The following is a 21301-nucleotide window of genomic DNA, read 5'->3' on the forward strand; positions in this document are numbered from 1 at the left end:
CAGCATAACTGCCGCACACAATTGGATGCGTTTCTAAGCCCCTAAGTCAAAAATCCCTACGAGACGCTCGCAGGACGATAAAAGTAGCAGTCAGCCCCAAACTCAACCTCAAACAGATTGGTCGAATCCTCCGCCTGTTCCGCGTTTCCCAGAACTAGGTAGCCCGTAGGGGACAACTTCCGATGAATCTCGCTGAAGAGCGCCCTGCGATCCTGCTGAGAAAAATAAAGCAGAACATTTCTTAGCAGCACCAAATCAAAGAACGGTAGAAAAGGAAGCGGCCCACACAAATTTGCATAATGAAACTCGCACAGCGACCGAACCTGTGGATTGATCTCCCACTCTTCCCCATCCCGGGTCATATACTTCAGCAGCATCCGTGCAGGCAGCCCCCTATTTACTTCGAGCCGCCGATACCGCCCCTTCCGCGCATAGTCAACGACGTGCCGCGAAATATCCGTGCCCACGATCCTCACATCCCAGCTCGCAAGCTCGGGAAAATGTTCCACGATCATCATCCCGAGGCTGTAAGCCTCCTGTCCGGTCGAACTTGCCGCGCTCCAGATCCGAAGACGTCGCTCCTCGCTTCGCTGCTCGATCAATCGCGGGATCAACACCTGCCGCAACATCTCGAACGGCCTCATATCTCGAAAGAAGCTCGTCTCATTGATCGTCATCGCCTCTGCAACCGCCCGATGCAGATGAGCAGGCCTCCCCGCCTTCAACATATTGACGAAGTCTCCAAGGCTGTCCGCACCCGACAACCTTGCGATCGGCGTCAATCTCGTGTCGAAGAGAGCATTGCGTGACGGGTCAATCAGGTTCGACGACTGCTCCAGCACAAGCTCACGAAGATAAGCGTAATCCGTATCAGAACAGGCCATCGGTCATCTCCCGCCGCGGCACCATCGCGGACGCTGCATGGTGTGCCGTATCCATCTTCATCAATCTTCCCAAGTTGATTCGTTCCTTCAGCGCACTCGCAATCTCCACAAGCGGCAGTGTCGCACTGGCGATGCCAGCCTCGGTCACCTTCCCTGGCATCCCCCACACCGCTGAGCTCGCCTCATCCTGCGCTAGCACCACTCCGCCGCTTTCATGCACAGCTCGCGCTCCATCCAGACCATCGGCCCCCATCCCCGTCATCACCAGCGCCAAGGCCGACGCGCCATACATCCGCGCCGCGGAAAAGAACAGATAGTCCACCGCGGGTCTGCAGTGATTTAGAGGCTCCCGCTGATGCAGTCGAACTCTGCTGCTCCTCCCCGCCAAACCGCCATCATGCCTATCCGTCAATCCGTTGCCCGGACCAATCTCCATGTGCGCATCTCCAGGCGCAAGCCAGATAGTGCCAGGTCGAATCATGGCGTTCTCATAGGCTTCCTTCACTCGCAGAGAACAGCTCTTGTCCAACCGCTCCGCCAACGCACCGGTGAACAGCTTCGGCATGTGCTGCACAATCAACACAGGAACAGGAAAATCCGCGGGCAGCCTCGGTAGCAACTGCTCCAACGCAGAAGGCCCCCCCGTAGACAAGCCAATCACCACCACCTCAATCGGAGAATACGCCGCCCGCGCCGGCGCCACACCCGACGAAGCCTTGAAAGCTCCGCCCGAGCCACTGCGCGCGACAGCATTCTCTTCCTTCCGCTTTGCCCCCTTGGCCAGTTCAGCAATTCGCGGCAGCAGTTGCTGCGACAGCGAAAGCATCGCCGAAGCAAAGTCTCGCTGCTCCGCCGGCTTCGTCACATAGTCTGCAGCGCCACACGCCAGTGCCTCCAGCGTCGACCGCGCCCCACGCTCCGTATGCGCGCTGCACATAATCACCGGCAGCCCCGGATTCTCGACCTGCAACCGGCGCAACACCTCCAGCCCATTCAGCCTCGGCATCTCAAGATCCAGCACCAGCACATCCGGCAACAGCCGCTTCACCGCCTCCAGGCAGTCCACTCCGTCGCGCGCAACCCCGCACAACTCCATGCGTGGAAGATCGTTCAATCGATCCTCAGCATGCATTCGAAACAGCTGGCCCATCACGCCGCGCATTACTGCCGAGTCGTCCGCAGCAAGAATGCGGAGCGGCCGTTCATCCAAAGGTTTCATCTCTGCTTTCCTCAGCCTTCCTCTTCCACCCACAGCTTCAAGCAGCGATAACCCCAAGCAGAAGCATCTTCTCCCGAAGGCTTTCGGGAGTAAATGGCTTCATCAAAAATTCGTCCGCGCCGTTATCGAGCGCCGTCGTAATAAACGAGTGATCGGCCTCGGTCGTCACCATCATCACCTTCATCTCCGGGCCCAGCTTCGCTTCACGCAGCTTCTTCACGCACTCCAGCCCGTTCATCACGGGCATATTCACGTCCAGCAGCATCAGGTCGAACGACTCCTCCGCCGCCAGCACCGCCAGCGCATCGCTGCCATCCTTCGCCTCTTCGCACACAACATCCATTCGGTTCAGCAGGTGCCGCAAATACTCGCGGATAAAGCTCGAATCATCAACGATCAGGGCTCGCATCTATGCCTCCGTTCGAACTATTTTTGAAGAGCCCAACCTCCGATAACCGCGACGGAGACAACTTCTGCGGATCGAGCTGCACCATCAGCCCCGCCTCCATCTTGTACGCGCCATCAAACAACCACTTCCCCCGAGCCTCCAGTGTGCAAGGGTTATCCTCCAATACTCGCCGACTCACCGTCACCACTCCGCCCACCGCATCCACCACCAAACCAAACCGTTCCGCAGCTTCGTCATCAGCCATCACCAGCACGCAGCCCTTCCCCGTGTGCGCCTCCATACCCAACAAAGCGCGAAGATTCACTGTCGTCAGCACCTCGCCGCGATACGGAACAACTCCCGCGATGAATGACGGCGACATGGGCACACGCTGCAGATCCCGCTCTCCAAGTACCTCACGTATCTTCCTGGTATCGATGCCGAACATCTCAGTGCCGGCATAGAGCGAACACAGCGACACCGCGTCGCTCTCATCCTGAATCTCGTCAAGCTTCTCCCTACCGGCTATCTTCACGCGACCTCCTGCCATCCAGCCTTCGCCTTCACTCCAAACTCACGATGAACCAGCGTCAGCTTCTCTTTCACCAGGGCAAGCTCCATCCCCTCGGTCGCCTCATCCTGATCGAGCAGCGTTCCCGTTGAAACATCGAGCACTCGTCGCACCACCATGCCGCCGCGCTGCGCTCCTCCCACGCTGGCATCACCGCATATCAGCACCGTCACCATCGGCTCTTCGCCTGCCTGCCGCGCCGTCTCCATCTCAATCAACACACTCCCTTCATCCCTCAACGGCAGCAGCTCCCCGCGGTACTGAAGCAATGCGCGTCCACCCGCATATTCGATCTGCCCCAGCGGCACGCTTTCAATCCGTTCCACAACATCCAGTGGCAACGCCGTTCTCTCTCTTACCCGATCCTCAAAGATCAGGAACGACGCGCCCGCAGCCTCATGCACCGCAGCCTCTCCTGTGCCAATCCCGCCAACTTCTTCTTCAATCGGCTTCACTCCCGCACGAGCCGCAGTCGCACCTATATCCAGGATCAAAGCAAGCGATCCATTCCCCAGCACCGTCGCGCCGGAGAACAGACCAATCTCACGCAGCACAGGCGAAAGCGGCTTCACCACAATCTCCTCCGGAGACATCAAGTCATCGACCACCAGACCGTACCTGCAACCCTCCGCCTCAAGCACCGCCAGGTAGTGCCCCTTCGACTGATCCGGATTCTCAGCGTCCAACCCCAGCAACCGGTCGAGCCACACCATCGGCAACAGCCGCTCGCGCAGGCGATACAACTCCGACGAACCAATCCTCTGCACCACCTGCGCAAACTCACGCTCAGGAATGTCCACCAGCTCCACCAGCGTGCTCTGCGGCAACGCAAACGCCTGCCCACCGCTCTTCACCACCAGCGAAGGAACAATCGCCAGCGTCAGCGGCACACGCAGGCGCAGCGTAGTCCCCACGCCTCTGCGCGACTCAACCTCAACGCTCCCACCAACCTTCTCCACGTTGGCGCGCACCACATCCATGCCAACGCCGCGTCCCGAAACCGTGGTCACCGCTGCAGCCGTCGAAAATCCCGGCAGAAATATAAGCTGCAGCGCCTCCCGCTCCGACATCCCAGCAGCATCTTCCGCCGTTACAAGATTGCGTTCAATCGCCTTCTGCAATACCCTCTCAATCGGAATCCCGGCGCCATCATCTTCGATCTCAATAACTACCGAGCCGCTCTGATGAAATGCTTTCAACCGTAGACATCCCTCAGCCGATTTCCCCGCAAGCACGCGATCAGCAGGCGACTCAATCCCATGATCGACCGCATTCCTCACCGCATGCGTCAGCGGATCCTTGATCGCCTCCAGAAGACTCTTATCCAGCCCCGTCTCCTGCCCGCTAAATTCAACCCGCACCTCGCGCCCGCACGTCCGCGCAAGATCCCGCACCATCCGAGGAAACTTCCCAAACAGATTCCCCACCGGCTGCATCCGAGCCTGCATCACCGTCTCGCGCAGATCCGCCGTCACACTATCCAGCCTTCGTGCCAACTCCGGAAAATTCGCCGCCTCCATCCCGCTCTGTAGCATCTGGTTGCGCGTCAACACCAGCTCACCCACCAGGTTCATCATGCGATTCAGCACATCGACATCAATCCGCAACGTCTTATCGGCGCTCGCCTTCTCCGTCACCACCGTCGGCTGCAACGCAGACGCCGTGCCGCCACTCGGCGCGCCCGGCACAGCACCCTCTACCTTGGCCGCCGCATCGACCAACGCAATCTGAGGAGCTTCTATCTCCGGCAGCTCCGACGGCTCCTGCCCGTTCAGCATCGCCAACTCTGCGATCAGTTCGCCATCTTCATCGCTCGCCCTAGTCCCCTCACTCCCCGTCTCCTCGATCAGCACCAGAATCGCGCGTAGCCCATCCATCAGGCGCAGCAATCCGCTGATCAGATCCGAGCTCACCGCAAGCCGCCCATCCCGCAGCGATCCCAGCAGATGCTCTCCCGCATGCGCCAGCTTCTCCAGCCGATCGAATCCCAAAAATCCCGTCGTCCCCTTGATCGTGTGGACAGCGCGGAAGATCTCTCCCAGCAATCCACTATCGTCAGGTCGCATCTCCAGTTCGGTCAGACACCGTTCCATCCGGTCCAGACCCTCCTGGCTCTCCGCAATAAACTCTTTCGTTAGCTCGTCCACATCCCATATATCGGGCGCAGGGCTGCAACCATGAGCTCCCTACCCCTTGCTATCGTCCCCCGCACCCGATAGCCTCACTCACATCATGTCTTCCGAACTCTCCAAAGATCGTCCCAGCGAGCTCACCTCTGAGCAAATCGCCAGTCTGCAACAGCACGCCACCACCGTAGCCCACCACGCCTACGCCCCCTACAGCAACTTCCGCGTAGGCGCAGCGCTCCTCCTCACAGACGGTACCATCGTAACCGGCTGCAACGTTGAAAACGCCTCCTACCGCCTCACCACCTGCGCCGAGCAGACCGCCATCACCTCCGCCGTCGCCCTCCACGGCCCAGGCATCCGCATCCGCGCCATCGCCGTCGCCAACCTCAACCAGACCGCCAGCCAACCCTGCGGAGCCTGCCGCCAGACCATCCACGAGTTCAGCACCCCCGACACCATCGTCTTCTTCCCCGCCGAAGCCGGCAAGATCGCCCAGGCCACCATCGCCGAGCTCTTACCCGCCGCCTTTTTACTCTAAATATGTAACCACCGCTGATACATTAAAAAACGATGACCCAAACAATCCATCCCCTCGACGTCGTCCTCCACAAGCGCGACGGCCGCGTTCTCACCGACGACGAAATCCAGGCCTTCATCCACGCCCTCGTCCACCGCACGCCACAAAATCAACTAGTCACCGACGCTCAGATCGCCGCCTTCCTCATGGCCGTCTTTCATCGCGGCCTCACCCCGCAGGAGCTCGCCACGCTAACCTCCGCCATGCGCTACTCCGGCGAAACCTTCGACGCCTCCCCCCTCCACACCTTCACCGTCGACAAGCACTCCACCGGAGGCGTCGGCGACAAAACCTCTCTCCTCATCGCTCCCATCCTCGCCGCCGCAGGCCTCGCCTCCCCCACACCCGCAGGCATCCCCAGCATCTGCGTCCCCATGATCTCCGGCCGCAGCCTCGGCCACACCGGGGGCACACTCGACAAGCTCGAAACCATCCCCGGCTTCAACACCCAGCTCACCCTCGACCAGATCTTCCTCTCCCTCGAAAAGTGCGGCGCCGCCCTCGTCGGACAAACCCCGCGCCTCGTCCCCGCCGACCGCATCCTCTACGCCCTCCGCGACCACACCGGCACCGTCGAATCGCCCTACCTCATCACGGCCAGCATCATGAGCAAAAAACTAGCCGAAGACCTCAACGCCTTGGTCCTCGACGTCAAAACCGGCAGCGGCGCCTTCATGCCCACCTACGAGCAATCGAAGCTCCTCGCCGAACTCATGGTCCAGACCGGCGAATCCTCCGGCACCCGCACCATCGCGCTCCTCACCAATCACGACGAACCCCTCGGCCGCTTCGCCGGAAACTGGGTCGAAGTCTGGGAGTGCGTCGACATAATGCGCGCCCGCCGCATCGAAGACCGCCACCCCATGTCCGCCGACCTCATCCAGCTCTCGAACATCCTCTCCGGATGGATGCTCCATCTCGCCGGCCACGCGCCAACTCCCGAAGCAGGAGCAAAACTCTCCGACGAGCTCCTCCTCAGCGGCGCAGCCTTCAAGGCGTGGCTCAGAATCGTAGCCATCCAGTGCGGCGACGTCTCCCTCTTCCACGACCCCGCCGCACACCACCAGCCCACCGCCTCCCGCACCCTCACCGCAACCCACGCCGGATACCTCGCCTCCATGGACTGCAAGCAAGTAGGCTGGGCCGTCCAACGTCTCGGCGCAGGCCGCGCTAAACCCGGCGACCCAGTCAGCGCCCACGCCGGCATCGAAATGCACGCCAAACTAGGCGACCCAATCAAAGCAGGTCAACCCCTCGTCACCCTCTTCACCGAAGACGTCTCCCTCCTCGACGAACCCGAAGCCATGCTCCGCGAAACTCTTCACATAGCGGCGACCCCACCGCAACTCCAACCATCTATCCGCGAAGTAATTACCCGGTCCTGACTCCAGAGCCCGAAACCGGTTCTTTATCAAGCAAGAGAAGGCCCGGCGACATTGATCGCCGGACCTTCAACCAGAAAGAACGATTATTTCAGTGCAATTAGTACATCGTTGTTCACGCGCAGTGAGGCTTCCTGAGTCTGCGCCTTGGCCCACTTCTCCTGCTTCGAGGTCGACAGGTGGCAGCTCATGACCCCGCCCGTTGTCCGGACCTCGCTCAGGAAGTACTGGTTTCCGTAACGGTGGAAGACCAGCTTGTTGTCGGCTGCGGAGCTAGCATCAGGGATCGTGATCGCCATGACAGCAACACCGTCTTGACGGTCCGCAATCGTAAGTATTCGCGGCGAGTTGGCATCGTTACCAATGGTGTAATTCCCGGCGGGCAGCGTACGACCTTGGACCGTGAAGTTGAATGGGACGTTTGCTGTGACCTTGTGATCCTGGGCCAGAGCGCTACCAGCGGTGACGAACCCGGCGGCGACGAAGAGTGCGATAGCAGTAAGGTTTTTCATGACGATCTCCTTTGTGAGATTTCCTTTCTCAGGTCCCGTTTGGTCTCTGGATTTCGTTCTCTCCGGAGAGTGTTGTTACGCCCGGATATATTGCAAGCGCGTAGCCAAACCCGCCCCAGATCCCGCCGAAAACACCCTCACCAATAGTTGCAACAAGATAGAAACTGCCGCCTCCATTCACCAGCCAGCGGCTCCCACCCACACCGCCTCCATCGGTATCCGATTGGTTCCCCCGAGTATCCGATCGGTTCCCGCGACACCGATTGCCACCGCCGGAATGTCTCTTTCCCGCACCTTTGCTGACCATCGCACGGTGATTCCCTCAAACCGTTCGTCGCGCGAGCACGAGATAGGCAAACAGCAGAAGGCCGCCTGCTCGAGGCGGCCTTCTGCATCCGGAAGTTACAACAACCCGACACTAGAGAAACCCAAACTAGCCAGGCGTTTTTAGGAGGAACTATCCAGTAAGTACAGAGCGTTACCGAAACTAAGTCGCTCGTCGTGCCCTCTCACCAGGGAATACAGGCCATAAATATAGAAACCTAACGATTTCAACTGCTCATCCAGAGCCCCGAACAACGGCATATCTTTATAGGCCGGAGTGAAGTAAACCTCGATGAAGACAGCTTTAACCGCCTTGCGGCCGAACATCCGCTCCGCTCCCTTCAATACGAGCGTCTCTGCTCCCTCCACATCGATCTTCAGAATATCGATCTGATCGATCCCATTGGAGCTGCAAATATCGTCGATGGTGTCAGTTGCTACCTCGATCGTCTTCGAGGCGTTATTGCTTCTCACAAGAATCGAGTTCGTACAACTCTCCTTACCGAGATTGAGTTGTACCGTACCCTTGGAATCTGAAAGAGCAACCCGCGTCGCAATGAAGTTGTCCGGCAGGCAGTGTTCCAGTTGTTGGAACGGATCAGGCCCCGGCTCAAAGGACCAGATCTTGGCCTGTGTATACAACTTACGATAGTTTTTTGCAGTTTGACCTACGTTGCCACCAACATCAAAGATGATGCGTGCGTCTGGAACCATCCGAAGATGGTCCTCATCGGAGTTAAAGGAACGTACCCCTAATGCCTTACGAACAACGGATCTTACCGACACGAGCTGTCCTTTCGATCTTCTCTAGAGTGCGTATCTGTGGGAAGTGAACCGATCTTACGCGATTTCTTCATCACCGGAACTGAAGGGAGAGTTTATTTGCTTTCATTGACAGAATCGCCGCCATTTAAAAACTTCTCACCTTCTCGTTTTCCGCACAATGCCCGCTATAGCAAACACAAGCCTAAGTTATCTTTTTTGCCCGTGCAATAGATCGTTTGTGGGACGGATCAGCTACACTTTCGTGCAAGGGAGGCCCGATGAAACCGCGGCTCCTCGCCATCTCGGGTTCGCTGACCGGAATCATTCGAGAGCTGATCGACAGCCCAATCTCTGTTGGCAGACTCGAAGCAAACCAACTCTGCCTCGCCGATCCGGCGGTCTCTCGGAGACATTGCACCATTGAAAAAATCGGGAAACTGAACGGGCACTATGAGTTGGTCGACCTCGACAGCAGAAGCGGCACCTTCGTCAACGGAATGCCTATCCTGCGCCGATCCCTCGAGCATGGTGACACCATCCGCATCGGCAACACCGACTTCGTCTTCCTCATGCACGAAAGCGAAATCACAGATAGCCCAAGAAGACGCGCAACCGACTTTTCTCCCAACTCTCCGTTGGAGACCACACGAATCGCGCCACCAGCGGGCCTTCCATCCTTCGGAGTTGAAGTCGGACGCATGGCACGCGATCTCACCGCACTCTTCAGAATCAGCAACATCATCAACTCCATCCGAGACTCTCAACTCCTCCAACGCGAACTTCTGCAACTCATCTTTGAAGTAGTCCCAGCCGACGAAGGAGCCGTCGTTCTCCTCACCGACTTTGAAGAAGACACACTCGAAATATGTCGCTGGAGCCGGCAATCCGACGCGATTTCAGAAACCGAAATCCAACGCGAACTCGTTCATCGTGCCTTCTGGGAGCGCACCGCCGTCCAGATCGACGCCGATCCGGACTCCGGCAATCCGCAGAACATCCTCTGCCTTCCCCTCGTCGCGATAGAACGAACCATCGGCGTCCTCTATCTCACCTCGCAACATCCCGCCCCGCCGTTTCGCGAAGATCACATCTACTTTCTCGACTCGGCCTCCCGTATCGCAGCCGTCACACTCGAAAACATCCTCGCTCTCGATGCACTGCGCTCAGAAAACTCCCAACTAAAACAACAACTGAATCCCGCCAGCAACCTCGTAGGCGAAAGTCGACAGATTCGTCAGGTCAGCGAGTTCATCGCGCGTGTCGCACAAAGCGATTCCACCGTCCTCATTCGTGGCGAGAGCGGTACCGGCAAGGAGGTCATCGCACGTTCCATCCATCACAGCAGTCCAAGAAGCGAACGTCCCTTCATCGCCATCAACTGCGCCGCCATCCCCGAAGCCCTCCTCGAAAGCGAGCTCTTTGGCCACGAAAAAGGTGCATACACCGGAGCCATCGGCATGAGGAAAGGAAAACTCGAGGCCGCCGAAGACGGAACCCTCTTCCTCGACGAGATAGGCGAACTCGCTCCCGCCATGCAGGCCAAACTCCTCCGAGTCCTCCAGCAAAGAGAGTTCGAGCGCGTAGGAGGAACTCGCCCCGTCGCCTTCCCGGCTCGCGTCCTCGCCGCCACCAACAAAAATCTCGAACAAGCCATCAAGGCGAACGAGTTCCGCCAGGATCTCTACTACCGCCTCAACGTAGTTTCAATCGCGGTGCCATCCCTGCGAGAGCACAGCGAAGACATTCCTCTCCTCGCCCTCTACTTCGCTTCAAAGTACGCCCAGAAAAACAAGCGTCCCTTCAAAGGAATCTCCTCCGAAGCCCGTTCCCTGCTGATGGGTTACAGCTGGCCGGGAAACGTCCGCGAACTCGAAAATGCAATCGAGCACGCCATCGTCCTCGGCCTCACCGAAGAGATCCTCGCCGAAGACCTCCCCACCATCATCCTCGAAGAGCAATCCGCAAAACTGGTAGGAGCGAGATACCACGACGTCCTAAACCAGTCCAAGAAAGATCTCCTCGCCACCGCCCTCCGCGACGCAAAAGGCAGTTATCCGGAAGCCGCGCGCACCCTCGGCATTCATCCCAAATACCTCCATCGCCTCGCACGAAACCTCAACTTAAAATCCGATCCCCTCTAAGCATGCTCCGAAATCGCTAGTTCCCCTCCCCGCGCACCCGGTACACTCATCTCACGCATTTACATCGCGTTCATCAATAGCAGGAGCGAAGCCTTTGTCTCGATTCACCGGTCTGCTCGGCCTCATCACCTTCCTCGGCCTCGCCTATGCCTTCTCCACCAACCGTCGCGCCATCCGCTGGCGCACCGTTGCCTGGGGCCTCTGCCTGCAGATCGTCTTCGCCTTCCTCGTCATCAAGTGGAACGCCGGCCAGATCATTCTCCACAACGTCTCCAACGTCATCACCTCGCTGCTCGCACACTCGGTCGATGGCTCCTCCCTCGTCTTCGGCCGCCTCGGCACCCCCGGGCCCTTCGCCGTCCTCGCCTTCGCCGTCCTTCCGACCATCATCTTCGTCAGCGCCTTCTTCGCGATCATGTACCACATCGGCCTCATGCAGCACATCATCCGCGTCGTCGCCTGGATCATGCAGCGCACCATGGGAACCTCCGGCGCCGAATCCACCAACGTCGCCGCCAGCATCTTCATGGGCCAAACCGAAGCCCCCCTCACCATCCGCCCCTTTCTCGCCGGCGCCACCCGCAGCGAACTGATGGTCATCATGACCTCCGGCATGGCCCACGTCTCCGGCGGCATCATGGCCGCCTACATCAGCTTCGGCATCAACGCGCAGGACCTCCTCTCCGCCGTCATCATGACCGCGCCCGGCACCATCCTCGTCGCCAAAATGCTCGTCCCCGAAACCGAAGTCCCCGCCACCATCGGCACCGTCCACATGCCTCCCAACGAGGAGCACAAAGACGAAAACTTCATCGCCTCCATCGCCCGCGGCACCCTCGACGGCGGCAAGCTCGCCTTCAACGTCGCCATCATGCTCATCAGCTTCGTCGCACTCGTTGGCCTCTTCAACGCCATCATGCTCGGCATCTCCGACTTCCTCTGGGCCCACGGGGACATCCCTTTCCCGCATTCGCTCAACGCCATCCTCGGCGTCTTCGGAGCCCCCATCGCCTGGCTCATCGGCATCCCCTGGCACGAAGCCCGCACCATCGGCAACCTCCTCGGCACCCGCACCATGATCAACGAGTTCGTCGCCTTCACCCAACTAGGCGCCATCAAGTCCACCCTCACCCCACGCACCTTCTCCATCGCCACCTTCGCCCTCTGCGGCTTCGCCAACGTAGGCAGCATCGGCATGCAGATCGGAGGCATCGGCGCCCTCGTCCCCAACCGCCGCAATGACCTCGCCCAGCTAGGCCTCCGCGCCATGCTAGCCGGCACAATGGCCAACCTGATGTCCGCCAGCATCGTCTCCATGCTCATCAAATAAAACTTCGAACCAACCAACGCTTTGCAATAAAATTCTCCGCAATCCTGCTTCTCTCCCAACGGATCGCGTGACGAAGAGAATGCAGCAAACTGCGCCTCACAACGGGAACCAGGAGAGCTCAGCACGATGGCATTCCTCAGAAGCAGTAAAAGCACTGCCGAGCAAAAACAACAAGTTCAATTCGAAGAAGTAAAAACCACTGGGCTGCTAAACCTGGTCGTCGTCCTCGCCGTTGTCTCCGTCGCCTACACCGACTGGATCGTCGTAGCCAACGTCTCCCTCGGCTATCTCTACGTCCTTCCCATCGCCCTCAGCGCCTTCATTAATCCACTTCCCATCACAATCGGCCTCGCTGTCCTCGGCACTATCCTCTCGGAGTTCTTCGGCCCCGTCGGCGACACCACCAACGTCAGAATCACTCGCTTCATCATCTCTCTCGCCGGCTTTCTCATCGTCGCGTTTCTCGTCAGCCTCATCGCAAAACAACGCGCCCGCCTCGCCGCAGAGGTTCGCCGCCAGCGCGACGAATACGAAAGCGACCTCCTCCTCGCCGCACAAGTCCAGCGCCAGGTGTTGCCCAAAGCTCCTATCGTTCCTGGGCTCGAACTCGCAGCCTTCATGCAGACCGCACGCCTCCTCGGTGGCGATTACTACGACTTCTTCCAGATCTCCGACGAGATAGTGGACGTCGTCATAGCCGACGTCTCCGGCAAAGGCGCCGCCGCCTCTCTGCTCATGCCTTCACTCGCCGTAGCCCTGCGTCTTCGCGCCCACGAACTCAGTGGCCCAGCCGCGATCCTCAAAGATCTCGACGAGTGCCTCAAGCAAATCACCCGGCCCGCCACATTCGTCACCATGTTCTACGCCCGCTTCAACACGAAACTCCGCACACTCGAGTACGCCAACGGCGGCCACAACCCGCCTCTCCTCCTCCGTCCACAAACAGGCGAGTCGCTCCTCCTCGAGAACGCGGGCCCCATCATGGGCATCCTTCCCAGCGCCGAATTTTCAAACACTCTCATCAACCTCAAGGCTAACGACGTGATCACCCTCTTCACCGACGGCGTTACCGAGCAGGAGAACGAAAGCGAAGAACAGTTTTCTCTAGACCGGCTCAAATCCCTGGTCCTCTCCGAAGAGAACAAACCTGCCACCACCCTCGTCACCGACATCTCCGAAGCGGTCGCCAGCTTCGCCGGAACGAAAGAACAGGAAGACGATCTCACCGTCGTCATAGTCAAGGTTCTCTGATGTACCGCTGCCTTCCCGACCAACGGGGGGCCATGGGATTGGCCAAGCAAAAAAAGGTATACCCGCCACGAAATGGCCGCCCTCCGCGCAGGAGGCCCGTCCGGCAGGACAAACGCCTCTATCCAACCAGCTTCAAATAATCCGGCTCATCTGCAATCGTCCGATACCGAAACTGCCGCACAATCTTAGGCCCCTTCAGAAAGAAGATCCCCTGCATCTGATGGCCGTCTTCTTTGATCGCCCCAATCCCATGCTTGAAGAGCGCACCCTTCAACCACCCAGCCCACACCGCAGGCTGCAGCAACGTCAGCGCCGGATGAATCCTCGACAGCAGGAACACCGGATGCTGATAGACCTTAGCCTCCGGATCGCTGACCCGTTCCACATCCCCAATCCCGTAGTAGTCAAAAAACGGCTTCGCGCGCTCCGGCGTCCCCAGATGCACAAACACTGGCCGCACCCCGCGCCGCGCCAGTTCCTCGCGAAGATCCGCAACATCACTGATCGCCTGACGGCAAAACGAACACCCAAAGTGCCGCAGAAAGATCAGCAGCACCGGCGAAGCCTCCGTCAGCGCCAGCAAACTTGCACCAGACTCCGTATGAATGGAGGCAAGCGTCTGCGCAACATCCTCGGTAGAACTCACACCCGTGTTTATCATCGCTCGAATCCGATCATGCCTTCTCTCCGCACAAACACTCCGCTGAACACTTCCCTCGCCATCGCTTTCTACACCCTAAGCCTCAAACCACGCATCCTGTTTTTTTCTGTCAAGCCCCCAACACGCTCGCAAAATAAAAATACTCCCGTCGTCGCTTCATCAAACCCGCGCCATTCCGCGTCTTTTGCATCCTTGCTCCGGAAAAAATAAATTCAAAAACCGTGGCATGTTTGCCCCTGCCAACTCGATAGACTTATAACAGTGACGAATTTAGAAGAGGTCTGGATCACAAACAGACCAAGCGACCAGGCTAAGTCCTTTCTTTGGACGAATTTACCTGTAACCCTTTTGCAATGACGAATTTGCAAAATATGGCCCTATGTAAGTTGTTCATTCCGGCTAATTTACCCACCCGTAAGGGGAGGGGGGTACCCCCCGAAACAGGAACCTGGAGACGCAAGGAACGTGATGACCGAGACCACCAAGACCACCGACCTCTACAGCAAAGCGCAAGCTGCCGCCAACTACATCCGCAACAAAACTCCGCTCCTGCCCTCCCTCGGCATCATCCTCGGCTCCGGTCTTGGCAACTTCGCCACCCACGTTAAATCCGCCACACGCATCCCCTACGCGGACATCCCGCACTTCCCTCAATCCACCGTCGTCGGCCACTCTGGCCATCTCGTCCTCGGCACCATCGCGGGCGTCTCCGTAGCCGTGATGCAGGGCCGCGTCCATGCCTACGAAGGCTATAGCATGGATCAGGTCACCTTCCCCACCCGCGTCCTCGGCCTCCTCGGTTGCAAGACCCTCATCGTCACCAACGCCGCCGGAGGCATCCGCACCAACCTCGCGCAGGGCTCCATCGTCGCCATCTCCGACCACATCAACCTCACCGGAACCAACGCCGCTCTCGGCCCCAACGAACCTCGCTTCGCCATGGTACCCGGCGCCGGTCAACGCTTCTTCGACATGTCCACCGCCTACTCCCTCCGGCTCCGCACCCTCGCCATCGAAGAAGCTGCCCGCCAGGAGTTTCTCCTCACCGAAGGCGTCTACCTCGCTGTCGTCGGCCCGAGTTTCGAAACCCCCGCCGAAATTCGCGCCTTCCGCGCCCTGGGCGCCGACCTCGTCGGCATGTCCACGGTCCACGAAGTCATCGTCGCCCGCCACATGGGACTCGAAGTCCTCGGCCTCTCCCTCGTCACCAACATGGCCGCCGGAGTCCCCGCCTACGGAGAGGAAAAAGCCGACACCATCGACCACGAAGATGTTATGGAGATCGGCCGCAACGCCGAAAAGCAATTCACCTGCCTCCTCACTGCCCTCATCCCGCAGATCGCAGCCGAACAGCTCGTAGCAACCAATAAACTGTAACCGTTACCGCAACAATTGCCGCACAAATGTAACCCAGATTGACGCATATAAACCCCAGCGTCCGCAGACAGCCTAAAGCGCCTCCACCAGTTCGGAGTCACGCTCCAACACCAAGCTCGGCCCAACCTCAAGCGACAACTCCTCATACATCTGAGCGACTGTCGCCTGCGCCGTCTCGGACAACACGAACCGGTCCGCCCGCTCGACGACCTCCTCGCCGAACCGAATCTTCGCCCTCAGCCCCCGCAGCCCAAGAAACCGAAACATATGCGGCGTAAACTTCATATCGCCCCACCAGCAAACATCCTCGCCCACCGTCGCACCCCTATTCACCCCGCATGAATCAAGCGAGTACCGCAGCGCCGCAACCCGTAACGCAACCCCGCCATTCAACACCGAGTGAAACAGGCCCCGCCGAAACGGCAACACCTCAGCTCCCTCCGTCGTAGTTCCCTCCGGAAAGAACAACACCGGCAACCCGCTCCGATAAGCCTCCGCCATCGCCGCATTCACACCCGGATACGTCTTCGGCCCACCACCACGTTCCACATACACGGTCCCCGCCTGCGCCGTCAGCCAGCCCAACAACGGCCAACTACGCACCTCCGTCTTCGCCACCATCACAAACGGCTGCACCGAGCTGTATAGCAGAATATCCAGATAACTCAGGTGGTTCGACACCACCGCCCCGCCGCGAGGCACACTCCCCTCAACACTGCACTCAACCCCCAGCACCTTCACAATCCGCCGGCACCATCCATGAATCCATACAGCCCCCTCCGCACCAACCCGCGGTCTCCGTATGCAACAATCCACCACCGCCGCCACCAGCAATCCAACAAACAAAAAACCACGCAGCCGCGAACGCAGAAATCGCCACACTGCGATCACCCCACTCACCTCAGCACCCCTCAAGAAATCTCTTTGCCACCCTCGGATGCAGCGTCTGCAGATCGAGCAACGTCAGAAAGTCGATCGTCTTGAAGTCGCGATCGATCGCCGGTTCACTGCATATCTTCGCCCCAATCGTCAGGTAAGCCCGCAGAAGCTTCGGAGCCCGCACATCCGTCATCTGAACCTCAGCCTTGGGCAGTCGATAAGCAGGCGTAGCAACCGTCAACAGCGCCGGTTCCACCATACAGTCCCGCAGCGATTGGTACACCGCATGGCCCATCTCCGCATCCTGCGACGTCAACGAGCAGCATCCCATCATGTACCGCGCGCCGTTCACCAGCGCATACCGTGCAATTCCCCGCCACAGCAGATGCAACACCTCAGGCGACCGATGCTCCCGATGAATGCACGCTCGCCCCAATTCCACAATCTGCCCACGCATGGCCGCATAGGGAGCGAAGCAGAACTCCTGCTCGCTGTAATACCCGAAATACTTCCCGGCTACATCCCCCATCTGCATTCGGTACGTTCCCACAATCTCGCCCGTGCCACGCTCCTGCACAATCATGTGGTCGCACACATCGTCGAAGTGGTCTTTGTCATACCCATCCACGTAGGCCGACTCGAGCCCTTCATTCATCTCCAGGTTGAATACCAGAAAGCGCAGCCTGTACGCCGCAGCGCGCTCCCCCTCGCTCAATGCAAGGCGCACAACATACTCTCCGGCCTCCAGTCGAATGTCTTTTTTCGACGGCAACTCCGGCGACATTGCTTTATTTGGAAGAAGTGGGACGGACCGCGACTCAGCTGCTGTGAGCATCGAATCTCCTGACTACGTCCAGAATGTGGTGCTTTCGATGTCAGTGTGCGTCGACTTCTGTAACAGAGTGTTCACGGCAAGTGAACATTCGTTGAATCAAAAATGGTGCACCTACCTCGGTACCCGCTCTTCTCCCACCATTGTGTTACCTAACCGAAGCGTAGCCACAGCTGCCCTCGCCTCCACCGCCGCCTCTTTCCTATGCAGAGTATCGCTTGAAAACTCCATTGGCTCCTCGGCAAACCGAACCTCTGCCCTCACCCCGCGCAACCCAAGAAACGTAAAAATATGCCCCAACATATTCCGCTCTCCCCAATAACAAACGTCATCCGCAACGCTCACATCCGGTCCATTGTCCTCTCCGAATCCATAGCGAATACAAGCGGCCGTAACCGGAGCCCCTCCATCGATCGCCTGTGCCAGCAGCCCGCTATGAAATTTCAACAGCCCACTCCCATTGCTCGTCGTCCCCTCAGGAAAGAACACAACCGGCAACCCAGCGTCCACCGCCGCCTGCATCCCCTCCCGCGCCTTCATCGCCGATCCGCCATGTCCCCGCGCAACGTAAACCGTCCCCGACATCGTCGTCATCCACCCCACCACCGGCCAACCTGCGATCTCCGCCTTCGAAACAAACACGCACGGATGAACCGCCGCATACACCACGATGTCCAGATAACTCAGGTGATTCGAGATCACCACTCCCCGTTTCGGAAAACTGCCCGAGACGTCAATCTCAATTCCCATCCCCCGCATCGCCCGCGCACAAAAACGATGTAGCCAATCGGCTCGTTCCTGCCGCGTCTCCGGTTGCTTCACCGCCAGTTCCGTTCCAGCTACAACAAACATCCCAACCATTCGAACGCAACGTCCCACAGCCCGAAAAAAATTCACCAGATCCGATCCTCACTCATTTGAAGCCCGCGCCATCGCACGAAGCCCCCTCGCGCAGTCTATCCTGTAAGCAGTGCAGCCCCGCGAACCAAACCTCAACGCCCACGACGATGCCCTCTCCGCTTCCGTCCATCACAACTGGCTCTACCGCCGCGTCGCCCTTCCCATCCTCGCGCTCCTGCGCATGGGAGCATCTCCCCAAAAACTAGCGTGGAGCATCGCCCTCGGCCTTCTCATCGGCATCAATCCAATCCTCGGCAGCACTACTTTTCTCTGTCTCGCCCTCGCCTTTGTCCTCCGACTCAATCTCGCCGCATCGCAACTGGCAAATCACATCGTCTACCCCTTGCAACTGATCCTCTTAGTTCCCTTCATCCACCTCGCTAGCCGACTGTTCGGTACCGCGCCCATGCCCCTCTCCGCAAACGAGCTTTTTCACGCCGCTCACGAACATCCGCTGGCTCTCTCCCGCCAGCTCTGGCTCTGGGAGTGGCATGCATTTCTCCTTTGGACCATCCTGGCCGTGTTCGCTATCCCAACCTTTGCACTTATACTGACGCCATTTCTGCGAAAGCTTCTCGCGCGAGTCGAACACCATCAATACCCGCTTCTCTCGGCAACAACTCAATCCGAAAAATAGACCTATCTCGAATACCTGTTGCTACCTCTCAATAATCTTGAGTTCAACTGCATCCAATCCGAGCCTCTAGTCCGACCACTTCGAAGGCGGCAACGGCTCCGCGCTCTTCACCCAGGCCGAATAGATCATGTCCCGCAACTCCGTCGCTCCCGCCGCAAGCCTCTCCTCGGCAAACGCCTTCCCGTCTGGTGTTCCCGCACCGTTAAACGCCCCGGCCTTCTCCAGCTGATACGTCTTTTCCACCAGCGAGTTCGTATGTCGCAGATAAGCCATGTAATCGGTAAACACATCCCCCATCACCACTGGCTTCTCTGCAATCAACGGCGCCACTTCACTAGCTTTCACGTTCGCAGAGACAAAAGTCGACTCGAACTGGGCATGAATCTTATGCTCCGTCGTATACCCCTGTGGATTCGGCCCCGTCCATCCGTTGTACTGAATCGTCGTATGCAGCGGCTGCGAACCATCCGCAACATAATGCCCAAGCCATCCCGCAAGAAACACTATCTCGCTCTCGGAGGGCTTCGTATCCTTATGCGCGTCCTTCAAAGCCCGATAGTCACGCATCGCACTCTTCAACCGCTCCCACACCTCGACGGTTACATATGGCTGCAGCCCTACCTTCTCCGGCGTCAGCGGCAGATCGGGATGCGACTTCTGCGCAAACGCCAACGCTCGCACAAAGTCATACCGCTTTCTCGGCAGTTCGCCAACCAGATCCGCCCACTCGAGATCGATAAAGTGCTCCGAAAACCCAGCCGCGCTCAGTTCGGGCTCGAGCGGAGACTTCCACCGGTCCGGTTCCGGCCCATAGTATTCCAACGCATCCAGTGCTTGCTTCGATCGCAAAAACTCTGGCACATCACTCGGCAGCGCAGCACCCGCCAACCGATTAATCATCATGTGCCCATCCCTGCCCCAGGCCGTTCCCTGCTGAACCAGCATCACCGGAAGCAAAACTACTGCTGCCGCAACCCGCACCGCGCCCATCCAACCCGTCATGCAAAAAAGTATACGTGTGCTCTACGCAAGAAAAATAAACAGACAAGCAACGCGAGCATAGGACACAAGTCACGAAGTGACCGCCTCGCGCGCAGCGAGCCCGGCCGGCAGGCCACATCAAACAGTAACCAGCGCCCCTTCTACAGCCACACTCCCAAACACCCGCCGATACCGCGCAATCTCCTCCACTGGCCCAGTCGACTTCCGAGCATTGTCCGACAACTTCACCGCCGGCCTTCCCTCCACCGTCATCAGCTTGCACACCAGGCTGATCGGCTCAAGCGCAGTCTCTCCCCTCGGATGACACCCACGAAAATCATTCGTCAGCAGCGTCCCCCATCCAGCGCTAAACCGAATCCGCCCATGAAAGTATTCATGCAGCCGAAGAATATCGTCCACATCCAAACCATCCGAAGCAATCAAGCGCTTCTTCCTCGCGTCTCTCCCCCTCGCCGTCAACCACGCGACATACTCATCCCCGGCAGCAAAAGGGTCTTTACTATCGCACCGCTGCCCAGTCCAATCCGCCACCCAATCCGGCGCCCCCTCTAAAAACTGCGTCGTCCCAAACGTATCCGGCAGCATAATCAACAGCTCCCCGCCATAGCTCTTCTGCCAAAGCTCCAACACGCGATACTGCGACGCGTGAAGCGCCTCATCCCCGTCCGTCAACGCCGCCATCGCCATCGGCAACTCATGAGCATTGGTTCCCATCGCCTCCAAGTCATGCTTGTAAGCAAGAAACGTATTCGACGTACCCGACAGGCTCGCCCCAAGCGCCACCCGCATGACCTGCACCACATACTCCTGCCACAAAAAACTATGCCGTCGCCGCGTCCCAAACTCCGAGATCCTCACTTCCGGCACTGCACGCAGCCGTTCGATCTTCTCCCAAAGCTTCGTCTTCGCTCTCGCATACAAAACATCCAGCTCCAACTCACTCAAGGTATTCAACGCCGCTCGCGTCTTCATCTCGCTCACCAGCGCCAGCCCGTAGACCTCCCACATCGTCACCTCGGTCCACAGCCCGTCAAACCGTATGACGAGCTGGCCATCGTGCTCCGTCACCGTGTACTCCGACAGCCGAAAATCCCTCTCCAGCCACTCCAGAAACGCCGGCTCAAAGATCGACCGCGTCCCATAAAACGTATTCCCTGCCAGCCAGATAATCTCCGACCTGCGAAACCTCAGCCCCCGGACATGCTCCATCTGGTCCACCAGCATCGCCATCGGAATCTCCTCCGACAGCCTCACCGACACCGTCCTATTTGTAACCTCCGAGGTAACATGCACCTTGGGAAAGTTCTTCCAGATAAACTGCAGCATCAGCAGTTTGTAAAAGTCCGTATCCAGCAGTGACCGCACAATCGGGTCCAACTTCCAGTTATGGTTATGTGCCCGTTCCGCAAAGTTCACGTTCACGTAAAAGCCCTCACCCTAAGCCTACAACTCGACGGCCTCTTCAACGGAAGATAAAAATCAGCCCGCAATCTCATATCCACTCTCACAATGACAACTGTCACCCGCCAACAGTGACTCG

At 58.5% G+C, this 21301-nt stretch carries 21 protein-coding genes; 8 read left to right on the top strand and 13 right to left on the bottom strand.

What is annotated here, in order from left to right; genetic code table 11:
- Positions 1–56: 56 nt before the first annotated feature.
- Genes RBB77_RS15715 through RBB77_RS15735 form a run of 5 tightly spaced genes read right to left on the bottom strand, consistent with a single transcriptional unit; the run spans position 57 to position 5209 of the window.
- Positions 57–884 carry a CheR family methyltransferase gene (locus RBB77_RS15715; RefSeq protein ID WP_353062684.1) on the bottom strand — a complete coding sequence of 276 codons (828 nt, stop codon included), beginning with the start codon at positions 882–884 and terminating at the stop codon, positions 57–59.
- Positions 871–2103 (bottom strand): chemotaxis-specific protein-glutamate methyltransferase CheB, encoded by a 1233-nt coding sequence (gene cheB, locus RBB77_RS15720; RefSeq protein WP_353062685.1) that lies wholly within the window; start codon positions 2101–2103, stop codon positions 871–873. Before cheB ends, RBB77_RS15715 begins: the two co-directional genes overlap by 14 nt.
- A gap of 37 nt (positions 2104–2140) precedes the next feature.
- Entirely contained in the window at positions 2141–2512 is a 372-nt protein-coding gene (locus tag RBB77_RS15725; protein ID WP_353062686.1) for a response regulator, read from the bottom strand.
- Complete coding sequence (locus RBB77_RS15730) at positions 2493–3026, bottom strand: chemotaxis protein CheW (RefSeq protein WP_353062687.1); 534 nt, start codon at positions 3024–3026, stop codon at positions 2493–2495. Before RBB77_RS15730 ends, RBB77_RS15725 begins: the two co-directional genes overlap by 20 nt.
- Positions 3023–5209 carry a chemotaxis protein CheA gene (locus RBB77_RS15735; protein WP_353062688.1) on the bottom strand — a complete coding sequence of 729 codons (2187 nt, stop codon included), beginning with the start codon at positions 5207–5209 and terminating at the stop codon, positions 3023–3025. The genes RBB77_RS15730 and RBB77_RS15735 overlap by 4 nt, the downstream gene beginning before the upstream one ends.
- Before the next feature lie 85 nt (positions 5210–5294).
- On the opposite strand from RBB77_RS15735, the gene cdd reads away from it, so the two are divergent.
- Both cdd and RBB77_RS15745 read left to right on the top strand, forming a co-directional pair.
- Positions 5295–5729, top strand: a complete 435-nt coding sequence (cdd, locus tag RBB77_RS15740) for a cytidine deaminase (protein ID WP_353062689.1) — start codon at positions 5295–5297, stop codon at positions 5727–5729.
- Between the two features lie 32 nt (positions 5730–5761).
- Positions 5762–7153 (top strand): thymidine phosphorylase, encoded by a 1392-nt coding sequence (locus RBB77_RS15745; RefSeq protein WP_353062690.1) that lies wholly within the window; start codon positions 5762–5764, stop codon positions 7151–7153.
- Between the two features lie 83 nt (positions 7154–7236).
- Here the strand turns inward: RBB77_RS15745 and RBB77_RS15750 are convergent, their stop codons facing one another.
- A complete protein-coding gene (locus RBB77_RS15750) occupies positions 7237–7662 on the bottom strand; it encodes a hypothetical protein (protein ID WP_353062691.1) in 426 nt (141 codons plus the stop codon).
- Here RBB77_RS15750 and RBB77_RS15755 point away from each other — a divergent pair.
- Positions 7661–8113, top strand: a complete 453-nt coding sequence (locus RBB77_RS15755) for a hypothetical protein (protein ID WP_353062692.1) — start codon at positions 7661–7663, stop codon at positions 8111–8113. The genes RBB77_RS15750 and RBB77_RS15755 overlap by 2 nt on opposite strands.
- On the opposite strand, the gene RBB77_RS15760 is transcribed toward RBB77_RS15755, so the two are convergent.
- Entirely contained in the window at positions 8110–8700 is a 591-nt protein-coding gene (locus tag RBB77_RS15760; RefSeq protein ID WP_353062693.1) for an FkbM family methyltransferase, read from the bottom strand. The genes RBB77_RS15755 and RBB77_RS15760 overlap by 4 nt on opposite strands.
- A gap of 329 nt (positions 8701–9029) precedes the next feature.
- Between RBB77_RS15760 and RBB77_RS15765 the strand changes: the two genes are divergently transcribed.
- The 3 genes from RBB77_RS15765 (at position 9030) to RBB77_RS15775 (ending at position 13473) form a co-directional block, all read left to right on the top strand.
- Positions 9030–10892, top strand: a complete 1863-nt coding sequence (locus tag RBB77_RS15765; protein WP_353062694.1) for a sigma 54-interacting transcriptional regulator — start codon at positions 9030–9032, stop codon at positions 10890–10892.
- Between the two features lie 94 nt (positions 10893–10986).
- The gene (locus RBB77_RS15770; RefSeq protein WP_353062695.1) at positions 10987–12222 is read left to right on the top strand and encodes a NupC/NupG family nucleoside CNT transporter; all 1236 of its coding nucleotides are present in this window, start codon (positions 10987–10989) and stop codon (positions 12220–12222) included.
- A 126-nt stretch (positions 12223–12348) separates the two neighbouring features.
- The gene (locus tag RBB77_RS15775) at positions 12349–13473 is read left to right on the top strand and encodes a PP2C family protein-serine/threonine phosphatase (RefSeq protein WP_353062696.1); all 1125 of its coding nucleotides are present in this window, start codon (positions 12349–12351) and stop codon (positions 13471–13473) included.
- A gap of 118 nt (positions 13474–13591) precedes the next feature.
- Here the strand turns inward: RBB77_RS15775 and RBB77_RS15780 are convergent, their stop codons facing one another.
- Complete coding sequence (locus RBB77_RS15780; protein ID WP_353062697.1) at positions 13592–14134, bottom strand: hypothetical protein; 543 nt, start codon at positions 14132–14134, stop codon at positions 13592–13594.
- Positions 14135–14602: 468 nt separating this feature from the next.
- On the opposite strand from RBB77_RS15780, the gene RBB77_RS15785 reads away from it, so the two are divergent.
- Positions 14603–15511: a purine-nucleoside phosphorylase gene (locus RBB77_RS15785; protein WP_353062698.1), complete on the top strand. Its 909-nt coding sequence runs from the start codon at positions 14603–14605 to the stop codon at positions 15509–15511.
- A 72-nt stretch (positions 15512–15583) separates the two neighbouring features.
- On the opposite strand, the gene RBB77_RS15790 is transcribed toward RBB77_RS15785, so the two are convergent.
- The 3 genes from RBB77_RS15790 to RBB77_RS15800 form a co-directional block, all read right to left on the bottom strand.
- Positions 15584–16426 carry a lysophospholipid acyltransferase family protein gene (locus RBB77_RS15790; protein WP_353062699.1) on the bottom strand — a complete coding sequence of 281 codons (843 nt, stop codon included), beginning with the start codon at positions 16424–16426 and terminating at the stop codon, positions 15584–15586.
- The gene (locus RBB77_RS15795) at positions 16413–17225 is read right to left on the bottom strand and encodes a GNAT family N-acetyltransferase (RefSeq protein WP_353062700.1); all 813 of its coding nucleotides are present in this window, start codon (positions 17223–17225) and stop codon (positions 16413–16415) included. The genes RBB77_RS15790 and RBB77_RS15795 overlap by 14 nt, the downstream gene beginning before the upstream one ends.
- Positions 17226–17336: 111 nt before the next feature.
- Complete coding sequence (locus RBB77_RS15800) at positions 17337–18119, bottom strand: lysophospholipid acyltransferase family protein (RefSeq protein ID WP_353062701.1); 783 nt, start codon at positions 18117–18119, stop codon at positions 17337–17339.
- A gap of 73 nt (positions 18120–18192) precedes the next feature.
- On the opposite strand from RBB77_RS15800, the gene RBB77_RS15805 reads away from it, so the two are divergent.
- Positions 18193–18759, top strand: coding sequence for a DUF2062 domain-containing protein (locus tag RBB77_RS15805; protein ID WP_353062702.1), 567 nt, complete (start codon positions 18193–18195; stop codon positions 18757–18759).
- A gap of 66 nt (positions 18760–18825) precedes the next feature.
- Here the strand turns inward: RBB77_RS15805 and RBB77_RS15810 are convergent, their stop codons facing one another.
- A complete protein-coding gene (locus RBB77_RS15810) occupies positions 18826–19761 on the bottom strand; it encodes a nuclease (protein WP_353062703.1) in 936 nt (311 codons plus the stop codon).
- 117 nt (positions 19762–19878) lie between these two features.
- On the bottom strand, positions 19879–21183 hold the full coding sequence (gene pncB, locus RBB77_RS15815) for a nicotinate phosphoribosyltransferase (RefSeq protein ID WP_353062704.1): 1305 nt from the start codon (positions 21181–21183) through the stop codon (positions 19879–19881).
- Positions 21184–21301 lie beyond the last annotated feature (118 nt).

The organism is Tunturibacter psychrotolerans (genome assembly GCF_040359615.1).
In the GTDB taxonomy this organism is placed as follows: Bacteria; Acidobacteriota; Terriglobia; order Terriglobales; family Acidobacteriaceae; genus Edaphobacter; species Edaphobacter psychrotolerans.

Coding starts and splice junctions, on each gene's coding strand:
- RBB77_RS15750 (WP_353062691.1), bottom strand. CDS start 7,662: ATGAAAAACCTTACTGCTATCGCACTCTTCGTCGCCGCCGGGTTCGTC.
- RBB77_RS15745 (WP_353062690.1), top strand. CDS start 5,762: ATGACCCAAACAATCCATCCCCTCGACGTCGTCCTCCACAAGCGCGAC.
- cdd (WP_353062689.1), top strand. CDS start 5,295: ATGTCTTCCGAACTCTCCAAAGATCGTCCCAGCGAGCTCACCTCTGAG.
- cheB (WP_353062685.1), bottom strand. CDS start 2,103: ATGAAACCTTTGGATGAACGGCCGCTCCGCATTCTTGCTGCGGACGAC.
- RBB77_RS15760 (WP_353062693.1), bottom strand. CDS start 8,700: ATGGTTCCAGACGCACGCATCATCTTTGATGTTGGTGGCAACGTAGGT.
- RBB77_RS15780 (WP_353062697.1), bottom strand. CDS start 14,134: ATGATAAACACGGGTGTGAGTTCTACCGAGGATGTTGCGCAGACGCTT.
- RBB77_RS15810 (WP_353062703.1), bottom strand. CDS start 19,761: ATGACGGGTTGGATGGGCGCGGTGCGGGTTGCGGCAGCAGTAGTTTTG.
- RBB77_RS15725 (WP_353062686.1), bottom strand. CDS start 2,512: ATGCGAGCCCTGATCGTTGATGATTCGAGCTTTATCCGCGAGTATTTG.
- RBB77_RS15785 (WP_353062698.1), top strand. CDS start 14,603: ATGACCGAGACCACCAAGACCACCGACCTCTACAGCAAAGCGCAAGCT.
- RBB77_RS15765 (WP_353062694.1), top strand. CDS start 9,030: ATGAAACCGCGGCTCCTCGCCATCTCGGGTTCGCTGACCGGAATCATT.
- RBB77_RS15775 (WP_353062696.1), top strand. CDS start 12,349: ATGGCATTCCTCAGAAGCAGTAAAAGCACTGCCGAGCAAAAACAACAA.
- RBB77_RS15755 (WP_353062692.1), top strand. CDS start 7,661: ATGACGATCTCCTTTGTGAGATTTCCTTTCTCAGGTCCCGTTTGGTCT.
- RBB77_RS15715 (WP_353062684.1), bottom strand. CDS start 884: ATGGCCTGTTCTGATACGGATTACGCTTATCTTCGTGAGCTTGTGCTG.
- RBB77_RS15795 (WP_353062700.1), bottom strand. CDS start 17,225: ATGCTCACAGCAGCTGAGTCGCGGTCCGTCCCACTTCTTCCAAATAAA.